Annotated in this window: 16 protein-coding genes; 15 read left to right on the top strand and 1 reads right to left on the bottom strand. The window is 38.6% G+C overall.

What is annotated here, in order from left to right:
- The first annotated feature begins 7 nt into the window (after positions 1-7).
- The 6 genes from HF969_RS01700 (at position 8) to HF969_RS01675 (ending at position 5,684) form a co-directional block, all read left to right on the top strand.
- The gene (locus HF969_RS01700) at positions 8-784 is read left to right on the top strand and encodes a Stp1/IreP family PP2C-type Ser/Thr phosphatase (RefSeq protein WP_090289039.1); all 777 of its coding nucleotides are present in this window, start codon (positions 8-10) and stop codon (positions 782-784) included.
- Entirely contained in the window at positions 768-2,747 is a 1,980-nt protein-coding gene (gene pknB / locus HF969_RS01695) for a Stk1 family PASTA domain-containing Ser/Thr kinase (protein WP_090289038.1), read from the top strand. Before HF969_RS01700 ends, pknB begins: the two co-directional genes overlap by 17 nt.
- A gap of 80 nt (positions 2,748-2,827) precedes the next feature.
- Positions 2,828-3,748, top strand: coding sequence for a ribosome small subunit-dependent GTPase A (gene rsgA / locus HF969_RS01690; protein WP_210727852.1), 921 nt, complete (start codon positions 2,828-2,830; stop codon positions 3,746-3,748).
- 6 nt (positions 3,749-3,754) lie between these two features.
- Complete coding sequence (rpe, locus tag HF969_RS01685) at positions 3,755-4,411, top strand: ribulose-phosphate 3-epimerase (protein ID WP_168427131.1); 657 nt, start codon at positions 3,755-3,757, stop codon at positions 4,409-4,411.
- Positions 4,412-4,416: 5 nt separating this feature from the next.
- On the top strand, positions 4,417-5,079 hold the full coding sequence (locus HF969_RS01680; RefSeq protein WP_168427130.1) for a thiamine diphosphokinase: 663 nt from the start codon (positions 4,417-4,419) through the stop codon (positions 5,077-5,079).
- 137 nt (positions 5,080-5,216) lie between these two features.
- On the top strand, positions 5,217-5,684 hold the full coding sequence (locus HF969_RS01675; protein WP_090289035.1) for a hypothetical protein: 468 nt from the start codon (positions 5,217-5,219) through the stop codon (positions 5,682-5,684).
- A gap of 73 nt (positions 5,685-5,757) precedes the next feature.
- Here the strand turns inward: HF969_RS01675 and rpmB are convergent, their stop codons facing one another.
- Positions 5,758-5,946, bottom strand: a complete 189-nt coding sequence (rpmB, locus tag HF969_RS01670; RefSeq protein ID WP_090289034.1) for a 50S ribosomal protein L28 — start codon at positions 5,944-5,946, stop codon at positions 5,758-5,760.
- A gap of 202 nt (positions 5,947-6,148) precedes the next feature.
- Between rpmB and HF969_RS01665 the strand changes: the two genes are divergently transcribed.
- The 9 genes from HF969_RS01665 (at position 6,149) to HF969_RS01625 (ending at position 15,555) form a co-directional block, all read left to right on the top strand.
- Positions 6,149-6,505 carry an Asp23/Gls24 family envelope stress response protein gene (locus tag HF969_RS01665; protein WP_090289033.1) on the top strand — a complete coding sequence of 119 codons (357 nt, stop codon included), beginning with the start codon at positions 6,149-6,151 and terminating at the stop codon, positions 6,503-6,505.
- A gap of 20 nt (positions 6,506-6,525) precedes the next feature.
- On the top strand, positions 6,526-8,193 hold the full coding sequence (locus tag HF969_RS01660) for a DAK2 domain-containing protein (RefSeq protein WP_090289032.1): 1,668 nt from the start codon (positions 6,526-6,528) through the stop codon (positions 8,191-8,193).
- 73 nt (positions 8,194-8,266) lie between these two features.
- A complete protein-coding gene (gene recG, locus HF969_RS01655; RefSeq protein ID WP_090289031.1) occupies positions 8,267-10,303 on the top strand; it encodes an ATP-dependent DNA helicase RecG in 2,037 nt (678 codons plus the stop codon).
- An 11-nt stretch (positions 10,304-10,314) separates the two neighbouring features.
- Entirely contained in the window at positions 10,315-11,343 is a 1,029-nt protein-coding gene (plsX, locus tag HF969_RS01650; protein ID WP_090289030.1) for a phosphate acyltransferase PlsX, read from the top strand.
- 61 nt (positions 11,344-11,404) lie between these two features.
- Positions 11,405-11,647 carry an acyl carrier protein gene (gene acpP / locus HF969_RS01645; RefSeq protein WP_090289029.1) on the top strand — a complete coding sequence of 81 codons (243 nt, stop codon included), beginning with the start codon at positions 11,405-11,407 and terminating at the stop codon, positions 11,645-11,647.
- A gap of 37 nt (positions 11,648-11,684) precedes the next feature.
- Positions 11,685-12,710: an ABC transporter ATP-binding protein gene (locus HF969_RS01640; protein ID WP_090289028.1), complete on the top strand. Its 1,026-nt coding sequence runs from the start codon at positions 11,685-11,687 to the stop codon at positions 12,708-12,710.
- Positions 12,695-13,657: an ATP-binding cassette domain-containing protein gene (locus HF969_RS01635; protein WP_090289027.1), complete on the top strand. Its 963-nt coding sequence runs from the start codon at positions 12,695-12,697 to the stop codon at positions 13,655-13,657. Before HF969_RS01640 ends, HF969_RS01635 begins: the two co-directional genes overlap by 16 nt.
- Positions 13,658-14,620, top strand: a complete 963-nt coding sequence (gene opp4B, locus HF969_RS01630; RefSeq protein WP_090289026.1) for an oligopeptide ABC transporter permease — start codon at positions 13,658-13,660, stop codon at positions 14,618-14,620.
- Positions 14,621-14,631: 11 nt separating this feature from the next.
- Positions 14,632-15,555 carry an ABC transporter permease gene (locus HF969_RS01625; RefSeq protein ID WP_090289025.1) on the top strand — a complete coding sequence of 308 codons (924 nt, stop codon included), beginning with the start codon at positions 14,632-14,634 and terminating at the stop codon, positions 15,553-15,555.
- Positions 15,556-15,655 lie beyond the last annotated feature (100 nt).

Below are 15,655 nucleotides of genomic sequence, written 5' to 3'. Positions count from 1 at the left end.
GTGAGTTATGCAAATAACGATACATTCAAACATTGGGAGAAAAAGAAGTTCTAACCAAGATTATGCAGATTATTTTTACTCACAAAGTCAACAAGTCCTCTTTATTCTTTGTGATGGTGTAGGTGGCAACTTAGCCGGTGATATTGCAAGTCAAAGAACGACTGAATACATCGGAAAAGAATTTGAAAAAGTTTCTCAGCCTATGACAGTCACTCAAGCTCATGCTTGGATGGTCCAAATGACCAATCAAGTGAATAATTATATTCTTAATCAAGCAGACCTTAATCCTGAATATGAAGGAATGGGAACGACAATTGTTTTAGCAACGATTGTCGAAGATACCATTCTTATTTGTCATGTTGGGGATTCGCGTGCTTATGCCTTTGCAAAAGGTCAATTAACGCAATTAACAGAAGACCACTCTCTAGTTAATGAATTAATCCGTACGGGTGAAATTACTTTTGAAGAGAGTATTGACCATCCTCATCGAAATGTCGTAACACAATCGATTGGGACTCCGATGGTTATCGAACCGGAATTTTCAGAAATTGCGCTTGACCGAGTAGAAATCCTTTTACTATGCTCTGATGGCCTAAATGGAATGATCCGAAATGAAGAAATTGAGCAGATCATGGCAAAACAGCCAGATTTAGACCGTTTAGGTCAGCAATTAGTAGAAGCGGCTAACGAAGCGGGTGGGTTGGATAATATCACCATCATTTTAGCCACTAATTTTAATTTGAACGATGAAGGAGGCGACATCATTCATGGAAATAGGGGATAAATTATCCGATCGTTACGTCCTTACCTCTGTAATTGGTCAAGGCGGTATGGCTAATGTCTTTTTAGCTCATGACTTGATTCTTGATCGTGACGTTGCTGTTAAAGTTCTACGTTATGACTTCCAAGAAAATAAAGATGCTATTCGTCGCTTTCAAAGAGAGGCGATCTCAGCCAGTCAACTTCTTCATCCCAATATAGTAGAAGTTTATGATGTGGATGAACATGAAAAACAACAGTATATTGTGATGGAATATGTAGAAGGACAAGACCTAAAAACCTTTATTAAAGAAAATGCCCCCGTCCCTTTAGAATTAGTCGTTTCGATTATGGGTCAAATCGTTGCTGCAATTGATGTCGCCCATAAAAATCGCATTATACACCGTGATATCAAACCGCAAAATATTTTAATCACACCGAATAATGTCGTTAAAATAACCGACTTTGGAATTGCAGTCGCCTTATCGGACACCTCAATTACTCAGACGAATACCCTGCTAGGCTCAGTTCATTATCTTTCACCTGAGCAGGCTAAAGGTAATAGTGCCACTACCAAATCGGATATTTATGCGATGGGTGTGGTGCTATATGAGTTAATAACAGGTTCCGTTCCACACGATGGGGAATCTGCTGTTTCAATTGCCTTAAAACACTTCCAAGAACCTTTCCCAACGATACGTGAACGTTTAGAATATGTTCCTCAAAGCTTAGAAAATGTTGTGCTTAAAGCTACCGCAAAACAGGCTAAAGATCGCTATCGCTCTGCTCAGGATATGTTTAATGACCTATCTTCTTCTTTAAGCGTCGGACGTTTAAATGAAAAACCGTTTGTTCCTACGAGTCAACTGGATGAATCCGAGCAATTTAAATCCATTCAACCGATTCCAGCAGCAGAACAAGTACTTACCGAAACGATTGAAGGACCTGAACCCTTAGATGAAGAACAATTTCCAACCTTTGATCTACCAGCAAAAAAATCCAATCGATTAGGGTCACGTATTTTTAAAGTGTTATTCTTTGCAACGATTCTCGCTCTACTTTCTTTAGCAGTCTTTTTTGCTTATCGATTATTTGTAGCTAGTGTATTGGTTCCTGAATTAGCAGGGCTCGACCAAAAGCAGGCGAGTCAAATATTAAAAGAAAACGATCTGAAACTGGGTGAAAGTACAGTTATATGGGATGATATGGTTCCACGGGGACAAGTCGTTGAAAGTGAGCCTAAAGCGGGAGAACGTATTAACCGAGGGTCAAAAATTAATTTAACCTTTTCAGATGGAAAACCAAGAGTTAAAATTGGGGATTATCTCAATCAGAACTATGAACCAGTTCGCCGTAAATTAATCGATGCAGGGTTTATTGTAGACTTGAGATATTTAGCAGCTAGTCAAGCAGAAGCGGGCAAAATTCTAGAGCAAAGTATTGCACCTGGTACGGAAGTTGTGCCGGGCGAAAGTTCTATTATTTTAGTGATTGGCTCTTATTCTGAACAAACAACCATGCAAGATTTCGCCAATTTGTCATTAGACATGGTATACAAATTTGCAGATACTTATGGCTTGTACGTTGAAGAAAGTTATCAATATCATGATTATCTTCCTGAAGGCATTGTCATTGATCAAGACCCACTTTCTGGTTCACCTATAGTTCCAGGAGATACGATTCGAGTGACAGTCTCGCAAGGAGAAGAAAAGAGCGATGTTCTAACGGCTACCGAAACAATTTATCTTGACTATGTACCTAAGTATGCTGAGAATGATTATGACCAAAGTCATCCGCTTCCTAATCAAATTCAAGTTTTTATTGGAGATAGTCGCAACAATATCAATCAAGTGGCTCGAAAATTAGAGATTACTGAATCACGCGAAATTCAAATTGTTCTATATATTCCCGAAGGTGGTTCGGGACAATATCGCGTATTAAGAGATGGCGATGTCGTGGCAGAATCTTCAGACGTCTATCCGAATTAATGAGTGAGTAAGAGTTAAGAGCAGTAGGACTGACTCTTAACTTTTTTTTAAGAAATGATGGGAATAAAGGAGGGAAATATTTGAAACAACTTATTACTTCACATGAAGGAATTATTTACCAAGCGATCAGTGGTTTCTACTATGTTTGGTCTGAGGGAGAATCATTTGTAACCAAGCCCAGAGGTAATTTTCGCCACTTAAAGACCAACCCCTTAGTAGGTGATAGAGTGCGTTTTGTAATGGATCAACAGGATGAAAGTCAAGTGGGTCGACTGGAAGAAATTTTTGAAAGAGACAATTATCTCATCCGTCCAAGCGTTGCCAATGTTGATTATGCTTTAATTGTAATGTCTTTGATCGAACCAGCGTTTTCCTATAATTTGTTAGATTATTTTTTGGTATCGATGGAATCGCACCGCATACAACCGATTATTCTCTTAACCAAATATGATCTTCTGATCGAGCAAAACGGATCAGCAAAAAGTAGACTACAAGTCAAAGAAATTACAGATCTTTATGAAAAAATTGGTTATCAAGTCTTTCTCTTTGATCAATCTGAGGAAAAACTTAAAGCCATTAAAACGCTTTTCCAAGAAGGGATCTATGTGATGACAGGACAATCTGGAGTTGGAAAATCAACCTTGCTTAACCAACTCTTACCGGAAGCCGAAATTAAAACGAATCAGATTTCTAATCATTTAAATCGCGGTAAACATACGACCCGCGAAGTAACGCTCTATCGTTTTGGTCAAGGACTTCTTGCTGACACTCCTGGCTTTTCAGCTATCGATTTTGACCACTTAGAAAAGGAAGACTTAGCTGCTTGTTTTCCTGAAATTTATCAAGCAGGCGCACAGTGTCGCTTCCGCAGCTGTATTCATAAAAATGAACCCAATTGTCATGTTAAAGAACGAGTAGCAAGTGGCTCAATTAGTCAAAGTCGCTATCAAAATTATTTACAGATTTTAGAAAAAATCGAAAATAAAAAAATATACTATTAAAGGAGAATGATCATGAAGATAGCACCGTCAATGCTAAGCGCAGATTTTAACCATTTATTAGAAGAGATTCAAACCATCGAAAAGGGTGGAGCAGAATATTTACATATTGACATTATGGATGGCACTTTTGTACCGAATATCTCTTTTGGGCCAATGATTTTTCAAGGGTTAAGATCCCATTGTCAAATGGTTTTTGATTGCCATTTAATGGTTGAAAAACCAGAAAGATACCTGGAAATGGTTGCTCAAGCAGGAGCGGATATTATAACGGTTCATGCGGAAGCCACTCAACATATTCATTCTGCTTTGCAACAAATCAAAGCTTTGGGTAAAAAGGCGGGCGTGGCAATAAACCCAGGCACTCCTGTAGAGGCGGTTTATCCCTTATTAGAATTAGCTGATCTTATCTTAGTGATGACAGTCAATCCTGGTTTTGGTGGGCAAGCCTTTATTGGTTCAACCCTGAAAAAGGTAGAAAAATTAGCGCAATTACGCCATGCTAACGAACACTACCACTACGAAATTGAAGTGGATGGTGGAGTAAATTACCAAACAGCTAAAGAATGTTTAGCAGCGGGAGCAGATGTTTTAGTAGCAGGTTCATACATCTTCAAACAAGAAGACCGTACTGCGGCTATTGCTTCTTTGAGACCTCAAGACTAAAGATTATGTTTGATAAAATTATTATTTGTGCCGGTGCACCGCATCCTGCCCTCAACTATTTGGATTTGCCATCAGATAGAATTTGTTTAATCGGTGTAGATGGAGGGGCTTGGCAATTAGTCGAAGCAGGCTATCGGTTAAATTTCGCAGTGGGTGATTTTGATTCTGTGAATCAGGATCAACTAGCTCAAATTGAGTCTGCTAGTCAAGAAGTTTTAAAGTACCCAGCAGCGAAAGATGATACCGATATGGAAATAGGTCTAGAATTGGCTCTTAGCCAAGATGAACGCTGTCCGATTGAAGTATATGGTGCGATTGGTCACGGAGTAGGCCGCTTAGACCATCTGATTGGGAATCTTTGGCTTGTTTATCAAGAGCGGTTTCGTTCTTTAATTCCACGTTTAATTTTTATTGAGTTCGATCAAATGATCCGATTCTTCATTCCAGGTAATCATTCCTTAGAAAATATCAATGATTGCCACTATCTTTCAATAATATCCATGACGCCAACCAAATCATTACGAATTGCAGGAGCTAAATATAATCTCGAACCAACTGACTTTACTCTCCCGCGTGCGCTCGTTTCTAATGAGTTTATGGATCATCATCCGATTAGTCTATCTTTTAGAGAAGGCTTAATTATGGTAATTTGGGAAAAAGGAAAATAAGGTTTTGATTATAAAAGCATCAGATTTTAATCATAAGATTATTGAAGCGCTCTCATTAGTATATTAAAATTTGATTAAATAAAAGGATTTCGCGTTTTATTTAATCAAGTTTTTTATTATGAGAGGATGTTGATGGGATGAGAAAGATTTTCGTTTTGATACTGGCTATGGCTTTAATGTTACCACTACCTATTGCAGCTCAAGAGGAGAGAGCTGATTTTGAGGGAAACTATCTGACTGAAGAAGACTCGAATATTATGGGATTTGAAATAGAAGAGGACTTACTGACGATCATTTTAGGTCGATCTTATTTTAGCAAAGCAGCTTTAGAAGGCGATTCTTCGAATACATTACTGCAAATATATCACGAAACTGTCAATCAGGATGCACGGTTACTGACGATAAGTACAGATGAAGAAGAGAGAAACTTTACGGAAGAAGAATATGTGCTTTTAAAGTTTTCTAAAGAAGTGCCAATGGCGATTGAAGTCACTATTCACAATCCAACTTACCAATTAAAAGATAAAAAACATTTCAGTTTTGAGTTGAATGAAGAGGCAAACTTAGTTGACACCGATGGCAATCTGTTTATGCGCCAAGAATAGAAATTAATACAAAAAACGCTAGTCAGTAATCTTTTTCGATTACGACTAGCGTTTGTTTATTGACAAGTGCTGATTATGCACGTTCAATTTTACCTGATTTTAATGCTCGCGCTGAAACCCAAACTTTTTGAGGTTTGCCATCGATCATAACACGGACTTTTTGTAAGTTAGCGCCAAAACGACGTTTTGATTTATTCATTGCATGAGAGCGGTTGTTACCAGATACAGCTTTACGCCCTGTAAAATAGCATTCTTTAGCCATGGTTCTGCCTCCTTTTCCTTGTAACAATAAAAAAGTTACATTTCATACCAAATTAATTTACCATAATTTGACATTTGACGCAAGAGAATTATGATGAAAATAGACAAGTTACTTGTCTTTAACCGAGATTTCAGCCATGTAATAGGTGCCAAGGATAAAAATTTATGCTAAACTATGGGAGATAATAAAAAGGAGGTTCGTTATGGCTATTAATATCCAAACTCTAAATGGAGAAATTTCCTTAGAAAATGATGTGATTGCAACGATTGTTGGTGCTGCAGTTACTGATAACTATGGTGTTGTAGGAATGGTAAGTAAACATTTCTTCCGCGATAATTTAACTGATATTCTAAAGAAAGAAAACTATTCTCGTGGCGTGTTGATTTCACAAGAAGGTGACAATATTTCAGTTGATGTTTATATTGTTGTTTCATACGGTACAAAGATCTCTGTTATCTGTCAAAATATTCAACAAGCTGTTAAATACAATGTCGAACAACTCTTGGGCTTTGAATTGGACTATGTCCATGTCCATGTCCAGGGTGTGACCATTGATTAGGATCGTTTAGGAGGTAAAGTGTGGAACTGAAAATAATAAAAGCATCTGATTTCAAACAGATGTTTATTGCAGGCGCAGAGCGCCTCGCTCAAAATGTTGACTTAGTGAATTCTTTAAACGTCTTTCCAGTACCAGATGGCGATACAGGAACCAATATGAATATGACTTTCCAATCGGGTGTTGAGAATATGCGTAATACCAATAGCCAACATGTTGGAGAATTAGCTGGTGCAGTAGCTAAAGGATTATTAATGGGAGCCAGAGGGAATTCCGGTGTCATTTTGTCACAAGTTTTCCGCGGCTTTTCAATGGCTATTAAAGATTGTGAACAATTAACTGCTAAAGATTTTGCAAAGGCCTTTATTGGTGGAGTTGAATCTGCTTATAAAGCAGTCATGAAACCGGTTGAGGGAACAATTTTAACGGTGGCTAGAGAATCAGCTGTCAGTGGAGAAGAAGAAGCAAAACAAACGGAAGATATCATCCAAGTTATGCGTTCAATCGTTGAGAGCGCGCGACAATCACTAGATCGCACACCAGATTTGCTACCTGTCTTAAAACAAGTCGGTGTAGTCGATTCAGGTGGAAAAGGGCTCTTATGTATTTACGAAGGCTTCCTAGCTAATTTGTCAGGAGAAGTAATCATCGATGATATAGTTGAAGAAGAAAAGGGTCATGCCCACGCAATCTTTGATGATCTTAATGAACATCCAATGTCTATGGACGATATCACTTATGGTTTCTGTACTGAAATCATGGTGAGAATTGGTCAAGGGCAAACCACTAAAAAAGCTTTCGATTATGAAGCATTTAGACAAACCCTCGATCAAAAAGGAGATTCCTTATTGGTCGTTGCTGATGATGAAATTGTGAAAGTTCATATCCATACCGAAGATCCAGGCGAGATTATGCAATTGGGTCAAGAATTTGGCGAATTGATCAAAATCAAGGTCGAAAATATGCGCGAGCAAGTTCGAGACTTAGAAGACCAAGAAAGTTCTCTGCAACAAAAAGCTAAACCTCAAATCCAAGAGGAATATGCAGTGATTGCCGTGGCTTCAGGTCAAGGATTAACTGAACTTTTCCAGTCCATTGGTGTGAAAGAGGTACTCTCTGGCGGTCAGACCATGAACCCTTCAACCGAAGACTTTATCAAAGCTATTGAACGCGTAAATGCAAAAAACATTATCTTATTACCGAATAACAAAAATATCATTATGGCTGCTCAACAAGCAGCTGAAGTGAGTGAAGTTCCCACTGTTTTAGTCGGAACAAAATCAATTACGCAGGGGATCTCAGCGATGTTGATGTATGATCCTGAAGCATCGATTGAACAAAACAGGAGTGCCATGGAAGAATATGCTCTAAGTGTTGCTTCTGGACAAATTACACATGCAATCCGTGATACTCAAATTGATGGTCTTACCATTAAAGAAAATGATTTCATGGGTATATTAGACGGCAATATTATTCTGTCGCATCAAGATTTAAAAGAAACACTGATCCAATTGGTTAATCGAATGGTGGATGAATCAAGTGAGTTAGTAACTGTGATTATTGGCGAAGAGGGTGACCATCAACTAGCCCAAGAAGTTGCTGACCATTTTGAACAAACTAACTCTGAGATTGAATTTGAATTAATCCAAGGAGACCAACCAGTATACAATTATTTTGTTACGGTGGATTAGATTGTTAAAATAGCTGATCACCACTTAGTTTCTAGGTGGTGTTTATTTTTTTGCTCAAGAGAGGGGGAAATAAATGGAGAAAACTTGGCTAGATTCCATTGATCGATTAAAAGGCGTTGGCCCTAAAACAAGTCTCTTATTTAACCAGTTAGGAATTAAAACGGTCAAGGATCTAATGTTTCATTTTCCGTTTCGTTTCGAAGACATACAAGTCAGAGAATTAGAAACAATCTTGGACCAAGAAAAAGTCGTCTTAATGGGACAAGTCGTCAGCCCGCCAGTGGTAACTTTTTTTGGCAGAAAGAAAAGTCGCTTAAGTTTTAAGTTGGCAGTGGACGACTTTCAAGTGGTAGAGGTGACCTTTTTCAATCAGCCTTATTTAAAAAAGCAGATCGAGCTTGGTCAAGTGCGTGCCGTTTATGGCAAATGGCAGGAGGTTAAGCAGTCTCTATTGGCCATAAAGATCATTAATCAAACTGCTGGTGATGATTATGCTCCCATTTATCATGCAACAAAGGGATTGAACCAAAGTCAAATTATTAAAGCCATAAAACAAGCGTTTACTGATTATCAAAATGAAATTGAGGAAATAATTCCTGGTTTTTTGAATGATCAATTCAATCTTATAAGTCTTAAAGAGGCTCTTTGGTCCATGCATTTCCCTAAGCAGGAACAAGATAAGATTCAAGCTCAGCGTAAGATCATTTTTCAAGAATTTTTCCTTTATCAATGGCGTTTACAAAGAGCTAAACAAAAGCGTTTGCATTCAAATGGGGTTGAAGTCCATTATCAAGTAGAAGATTTAAGGCAGGTTATTCAGACGATTCCCTTTGATTTAACTCATTCGCAAAAGAAAGCAGTCAATGAAATTTGCCGAGACCTTTTATCTCCTTTTCCAATGAATCGACTCTTGCAAGGTGATGTGGGTAGTGGTAAGACCTTAGTAGCTTTCATAACCATGATTGCTTGTGTTCAAGCTGGTTTTCAAACGGCCATGATGGTACCAACAGAAATTTTAGCTCAACAACATTGCCAATCTTTTAATAATTATTTCGAAAGTAGCGGCTATCATGCTGAAATGCTTGCTTCAGAGATGAAAGAAAAAGATAAACAAAATATTTTGCAAGGCTTAGAATCAGGTCGCATTCGACTGGTTATTGGAACGCATGCCTTAATTCAAGAAACAGTTCAATTTAAGTCCTTAGGCTACTTAGTAATTGATGAACAACATCGCTTTGGTGTTGGTCAGAGACAAAATCTACTCGAAAAAGGCTTATCAGGACATCAAGCGAATGTCTTACAAATGACGGCTACTCCCATTCCTAGGAGTTTAGCACAGACTCTTTATGCGGACCTTTCTGTGTCAACGATGGAGGGGCTACCGCACGGCCGAGTTGAAATTGAAACACAGGTAGTTAGTGACAAACATATCGATTGGGTCTATGAACGCATGCAAAATGAATTGGATAAAGGGCATCAAATTTATTACGTACTCCCTTTAATCCAAGCCAGCGAATTTATGGAACAAGTCGAGAATGTTCAAGAAACCTGCGACCGCTTAAAAAATGAGTTTCCGCAGGTTAAGGTTGGGCGTTTACACGGACAATTGAATAAAGAAGAACAAAAACAGGTAATGACTGAATTTAAAGCCAATCAACTTCAAATTTTAGTCGCTACGACCATGGTCGAAGTTGGAGTAGATGTGCCCAATGCGACAGTAATGGTCATTCAATCTGCCGAACGATTTGGCTTGGCTCAACTCCATCAATTAAGAGGTCGAGTGGGCCGAAGTTCATTGCCTTCTTATTGTTTTCTCATTGCCAACCCTACCACTGACCAAGGCAAGGAGCGTATGGTTAAGATGGTTGAAAGTCAGGATGGCTTTGAATTATCACGAGCAGATATGGAAATTAGAGGAATGGGCGACGTGCTGGGTCGAAATCAAAGTGGCATACCCGTATTCACCTATGGCCATCCCCTACAAGATGAAGCCATTATGACAGCTGCTTATCAATCAGTCGGCCAATTGCTCGAACAACCTGAACTCATGACAACCGAAGAAGCAGAAACACTTGAAAAATATACTCAATTAATTAAATTAGAAATTTAGGAGTGAATAAAATGATAAAAATAGCTGTAGATGCAATGGGTGGAGATAATGCACCTCAGGCCGTTATTGAAGGTGTCATTCGAGCACTTGATGCCTATAAAGATATCGAGATTCAACTTTATGGTGATCAAGAAACACTTAACAGTATGCCGAATGTCTTTGAAGACCGTTTAGAAAAGATTGCCACAACGGAAGTGATTACTGGTGAGGATGAACCGGTAAAAGCAGTTCGCCGTAAAAAGGATGCATCCATGGTGGTTGCGGCTAAAGCAGTTAAAGAAGGACGCGCAGATGTCATTCTTTCGGCAGGTAACACAGGAGCTTTACTCACGACTGGCTTATTAGTGGTTGGTCGGATCAAAGGGATCGACCGACCAGGTCTAATGCCTGTTATTCCAACTATTAATGAAAAATCTCCTCATTTAATTTTGATGGATGCGGGGGCCAATGCGGAATCAAAAGCTGAACACCTCTTACAATATGCCTATTTAGCCAGTCACTATGCCAAGAATGTTTTAAAAATTAATGAGCCACGCGTTAGTCTGGTTAATAATGGAACCGAAGCAGGCAAGGGAGATGAGCTACGTAAGCAAGCCTACGAACTCTTGTCAAAAGCACCCGATCTTAATTTTGTGGGAAATATCGAAGCTAAAGAACTATTAAGTGGTCATGTAGACATCGCAGTCACTGATGGATTCACCGGAAATGCAATTCTAAAAACTCTGGAAGGAAGTTTGAAATCCGTCTTTAAATTATTAAAAAGGACTTTGAGTGAGGGTGGCATTACAAACAAAATGGGTGGTTTGTTGATAAAACCAGCTCTTAAAAAAATGGCGGAAAACTTTGACGATAGTAAAAAAGGTGGGGCTGTTCTCTTAGGAGTTAAAAAGCCAGTAATTAAAGCACATGGATCGGCAAATGATGAGGCAATTTACAATGCAATCCGTCAAGCTCGTGAAATCGTTTTATCTCGTTTTTCCGAAGAAATAGCTGAATTTTTTGAAAATAGTGCTGAAAATGATAGACAGATGAGAAAATAAAGGTTATTATAATGTAACCGACATTATGGTATAACTTAATAATTAAGGGAGTGGAAAAATATTGAATACTGAAACATTTGAAAAGGTAAAAGCGTTATTGATGGAGCACTTTGATCTCAAAGAAGAACAAATTACTGAAGATCTCACTTTTGAAGACTTAGGAGCAGATTCACTCGACATGGTGGAGTTTGTGATGGGAATTGAAGAAGCATTTGAGGTCGAATTTGAAGATGAAAAAATCGAAAATCTCTCAGACATTCAGGATGCTGTATCCTATATCGATCAGTTACGGGCACAAAAGTAAGATTAAAAACTTAGCCATTTGATAAAGGAGGCCTCACATGGAATCAAAAGAGATATTATTAGAAGTAAAGGATTTGCATACTGGTTTTAGAATTAAAGATCAGTATTATGATGCTGTCGATGGGGTTTCTTTTACTCTGTCACGCAATGAAAAATTAGCCATTGTTGGTGAGTCTGGTTGTGGGAAATCAACCTTAGCCACCTCAATTATTGGCTTACATAATCCTATGAACACCAAAATAACAGGTGAAATTAATTACAAAGGCGATAATTTGGTCAATTATAACGAGAGTGAATATGACAAAATCCGTGGGAATGACATTGGAATGATCTTTCAAGATCCGCTTGCTTCATTAAATCCTTTAATGACAGTGGGTCAACAAATCGAAGAAGCCCTTTATTACCATACAAAACTGGATAGCCAACAGCGTACCCAACGGGTGCTAGATTTATTGGACCAAGTAGGTATTGCAAATCCTCAAAGAATGGCCAAGCAATACCCTCATGAGTTATCTGGTGGTATGCGCCAAAGGGTTATTATTGCCATTGCTTTATCATGTAAACCACCCATTATCATAGCAGATGAGCCAACGACCGCTTTAGATGTAACGATCCAAGCACAAATTCTTGATCTTTTAAATGAAATTCAAGAAGAAACGGAATCAGGCATTATTTTAATTACCCATGATTTAGGTGTAGTAGCTGAGACAGCTGACCGAGTAGCGGTGATGTATGCGGGACAATTTGTCGAAATTGCCAGCGTCGAAGATCTCTTCAATGATCCGAGACATCCTTATACTCGCTCGCTCTTAAAATCCATTCCACAATCGAATGATTTAGTTGATGAAAAGGGCGATCTGCATGTAATTCATGGAGTAGTTCCACCATTAAATCGTCTAGAGCGTCAAGGTTGTCGTTTTGCTGCACGTATCCCTTGGATTGAGCAAAAAGACCACGAAGAGCATCCTACTCTTCATGAAGTCAAGCCAGACCATTGGGTACGTTGTACTTGTCATGAACATTTTTATTTTAAGGAGGAGGTGGACACATGTCAGAATTTCTAACAATTGAAAACTTAAAAGTCCACTATCCCATCCGGTCAGGTTTTTTTAACCGAATTACTGATTATGTTTATGCGGTAGATGGAGTCGATATGCACTTTGAAGCGGGGAAGACTTACGGTCTTGTTGGCGAATCAGGTTCAGGTAAATCAACGATCGGCAAAGCGATTATTGGTTTAGAAAAATTGACGGACGGTAAGATTATTTATGAAGGAGAAGATGTGTCGAATTCCGCGTCAAGTCGCAGGTCAAATTATCGACGCAATGTTCAGATGATCTTTCAAGATTCATATTCTTCTTTTAATCCGAAGAAAAGAATTTTGGATATCATGGCGGAGCCCTTACGTAATTTTACCAATCTAACGATTGAAGAAGAAAAGAGAAAAGCAAGTGAACTCTTAGAAATTGTTGGTTTAACTTCAGAAGCTTTAGTCAAGTATCCGCATGAATTTTCTGGCGGACAAAGACAAAGAATTGGAGTTGCACGAGCAGTCGCCCTTAATCCTAAACTAGTGATTGCCGATGAACCGGTATCTGCCTTAGATTTATCTGTTCAAGCCCAAGTCTTGAATTTCATGAAGCGTATTCAAGAAGAATTTAATGTTTCCTACCTCTTTATTTCACATGACTTAGGTGTCGTTAAGCATATGTCTGATGAGTTAGCAATTATGTATCGTGGAAGATTTACCGAATATGGCTCTAATTATGAAATTTATCACAATCCGCAACATATCTATACTAAGCGACTCTTATCAGCGATTCCGCATGTGGATCCAAATAATCGAAAAGAACACCGTCAAGAACGTCTTCGAGTGGAAAAAGAGTATCATGAAAATGCCAGTCAGTATTTTGAGGAAAGTGGTCGTGTCTATGATCTGAAGAAAATTAATGATCATCACCAAGTGGCTTTGAAAGAAGTCGGCTTTGCTCATAGAGAGGAAGTGAAATAAATGTGGAAGACGATCTTAAGACGGATCATTTTAATGATTCCTCAAATTTTTCTTTTAAGTATCATTGTCTTTGTTTTGGCTGCTTTGATGCCAGGGGATGCTTTGACTGGTTTACAAGATCCAAATGTGGATCCTTCTCAAATAGCAGCCATGCGCGAGCAATTAGGACTAGATAAACCCTGGCCTGAACGTTATATCGATTGGATGACTGGTATTTTTCACGGAGATTGGGGACGGTCCTGGCACCACCGTCAACCGACTCTAAAGATTATTGGTCAAAGAGTATGGCCAACCTTACAATTATCTTTATTAACAGTTATCATTTCGTACGGAATAGCTTTACCTCTTGGTTTGTTTTCTGGTCGTTACCAAAACTCTGGTTTCGATAAGGCAGTTAACTTATATACTTTTGTGACCTATGCTATTCCATCTTTCGTATTGGGTCTATTTATGATCTGGTTATTTGGTTATATTCTAGATTGGTTCCCAACCACTGGAACCGTTTCACCAGGTATTGAACCAGGTACGCTTGATTTTGCTCTGTCACGATTGCATCATATTATCTTACCAGCGATCACCATGGCACTTTTATCCACCACGAGTACGATTCAATATTTAAGAACCGGAGTAATTGATGCTAAGACAGAAGATTATGTCCGGACGGCTAAAGCCAAAGGAGTACCTGAATCAGTGGTGTACCGTAAGCATATTTTCCGTAATTCGATTTTACCGATTGCTGCCTTTTTAGGCTTTACCATTACTGGATTATTAGGTGGCTCAGTCTTTACCGAAACCGTTTTTAATTATCCAGGAATGGGAAAATTGTTTGTCGAATCAATTGCTTTGCGTGATTTTTCTGTAATGATAGCCATTACTTTAATCTATGGATTCACAACTTTATTAGGATCCTTATTATCAGATATCATTATGGTTTTCGTTGACCCTAGAATTCGAATTAAATAGGAGGTGGAAAAATGGCTGAAAATAATACACAGGTAACAATGAATGAAGAATTACTTCACGACCATACTTCCACTCCGCCCATGGGATGGGAAGTTATCCGCCGTGAATTTGCGCGTGATAAAATCGCTGTTTTATCGCTGATTATTTTAATGGCAATAGTAGGTGCGGCGATTGCTTCTGCTTTCTTTATTGATTCGCAAGATGCAGGGATCGTTAATATCTTTGACCGCTTTACTCCTCCAGGGGAAAAAGGCTATATTCTGGGAACGGATGAAGGGGGCAAAGGTATCTTGGAACAGCTCTTATTAGGGACTAAAAATTCTCTAATTATTGCTTGGGCTGTCACTATATTAACAGCAGGTTTTGGAACCTTAATTGGTTTGATCGCTGGTTATTATGGCGGTAGAGTGGATGACTTGATTATGCGTGTGGTAGACTTTTTAATTGTTTTACCGAGAATCATGATTATTATTGCTGTCGTAACAATCGTTAAACGCTTCGATCCTTGGACTTTGATATGGATTATATCTTTATTTGGTTGGATGGGACAAACCCGTTTGATTAGGACCGCTTCTTTATCGGAAGCATCTAAGGATTATATTAAGGCATCAAAAACCATGGGGACCAGAGATTGGAAAATTATGCTAGGTTCTCTGTTACCTAATCTCTCTTCACTAATGATCACCAATTTAACGTTGTCTTTTGCGGGTAATATTGGACTCGAAACTGGACTTTCTTTCTTAGGATTTGGATTACCAATTGGAACGCCCTCTTTAGGAACCTTAATTGGTTATGCCAGAACACCAGATATCATTGAAAATAAATGGTGGGTTTGGCTGCCGGCGGCTTTGTTAGTTTTGGTCATGATGTTATCGATTAACTATATCGGACAAGCTTTTCAAAGGGTAGCAGACTCTAAGCAAAGAAGAGGTTAATCATTCAATCAACTCGACTTATAGCACAAGAACTCTTAGCTTAAAGCTAAGACAGATTGAGCTATGGGTGGAGTTTTTCTAAAAAAGAAAAATAATTAAT

This window comes from Facklamia miroungae (assembly GCF_012396555.1).
GTDB lineage: Bacteria > Bacillota > Bacilli > Lactobacillales > Aerococcaceae > Facklamia > Facklamia miroungae.
This window is presented reverse-complemented; position numbering and strand designations above follow the sequence as displayed.

Coding starts and splice junctions, on each gene's coding strand:
- HF969_RS01700 (WP_090289039.1), top strand. CDS start 8: ATGCAAATAACGATACATTCAAACATTGGGAGAAAAAGAAGTTCTAAC.
- pknB (WP_090289038.1), top strand. CDS start 768: ATGGAAATAGGGGATAAATTATCCGATCGTTACGTCCTTACCTCTGTA.
- rpe (WP_168427131.1), top strand. CDS start 3,755: ATGATCATGAAGATAGCACCGTCAATGCTAAGCGCAGATTTTAACCAT.
- HF969_RS01680 (WP_168427130.1), top strand. CDS start 4,417: ATGTTTGATAAAATTATTATTTGTGCCGGTGCACCGCATCCTGCCCTC.
- HF969_RS01675 (WP_090289035.1), top strand. CDS start 5,217: ATGAGAAAGATTTTCGTTTTGATACTGGCTATGGCTTTAATGTTACCA.
- rpmB (WP_090289034.1), bottom strand. CDS start 5,946: ATGGCTAAAGAATGCTATTTTACAGGGCGTAAAGCTGTATCTGGTAAC.
- HF969_RS01665 (WP_090289033.1), top strand. CDS start 6,149: ATGGCTATTAATATCCAAACTCTAAATGGAGAAATTTCCTTAGAAAAT.
- recG (WP_090289031.1), top strand. CDS start 8,267: ATGGAGAAAACTTGGCTAGATTCCATTGATCGATTAAAAGGCGTTGGC.
- plsX (WP_090289030.1), top strand. CDS start 10,315: ATGATAAAAATAGCTGTAGATGCAATGGGTGGAGATAATGCACCTCAG.
- HF969_RS01640 (WP_090289028.1), top strand. CDS start 11,685: ATGGAATCAAAAGAGATATTATTAGAAGTAAAGGATTTGCATACTGGT.
- HF969_RS01635 (WP_090289027.1), top strand. CDS start 12,695: ATGTCAGAATTTCTAACAATTGAAAACTTAAAAGTCCACTATCCCATC.
- opp4B (WP_090289026.1), top strand. CDS start 13,658: ATGTGGAAGACGATCTTAAGACGGATCATTTTAATGATTCCTCAAATT.
- HF969_RS01625 (WP_090289025.1), top strand. CDS start 14,632: ATGGCTGAAAATAATACACAGGTAACAATGAATGAAGAATTACTTCAC.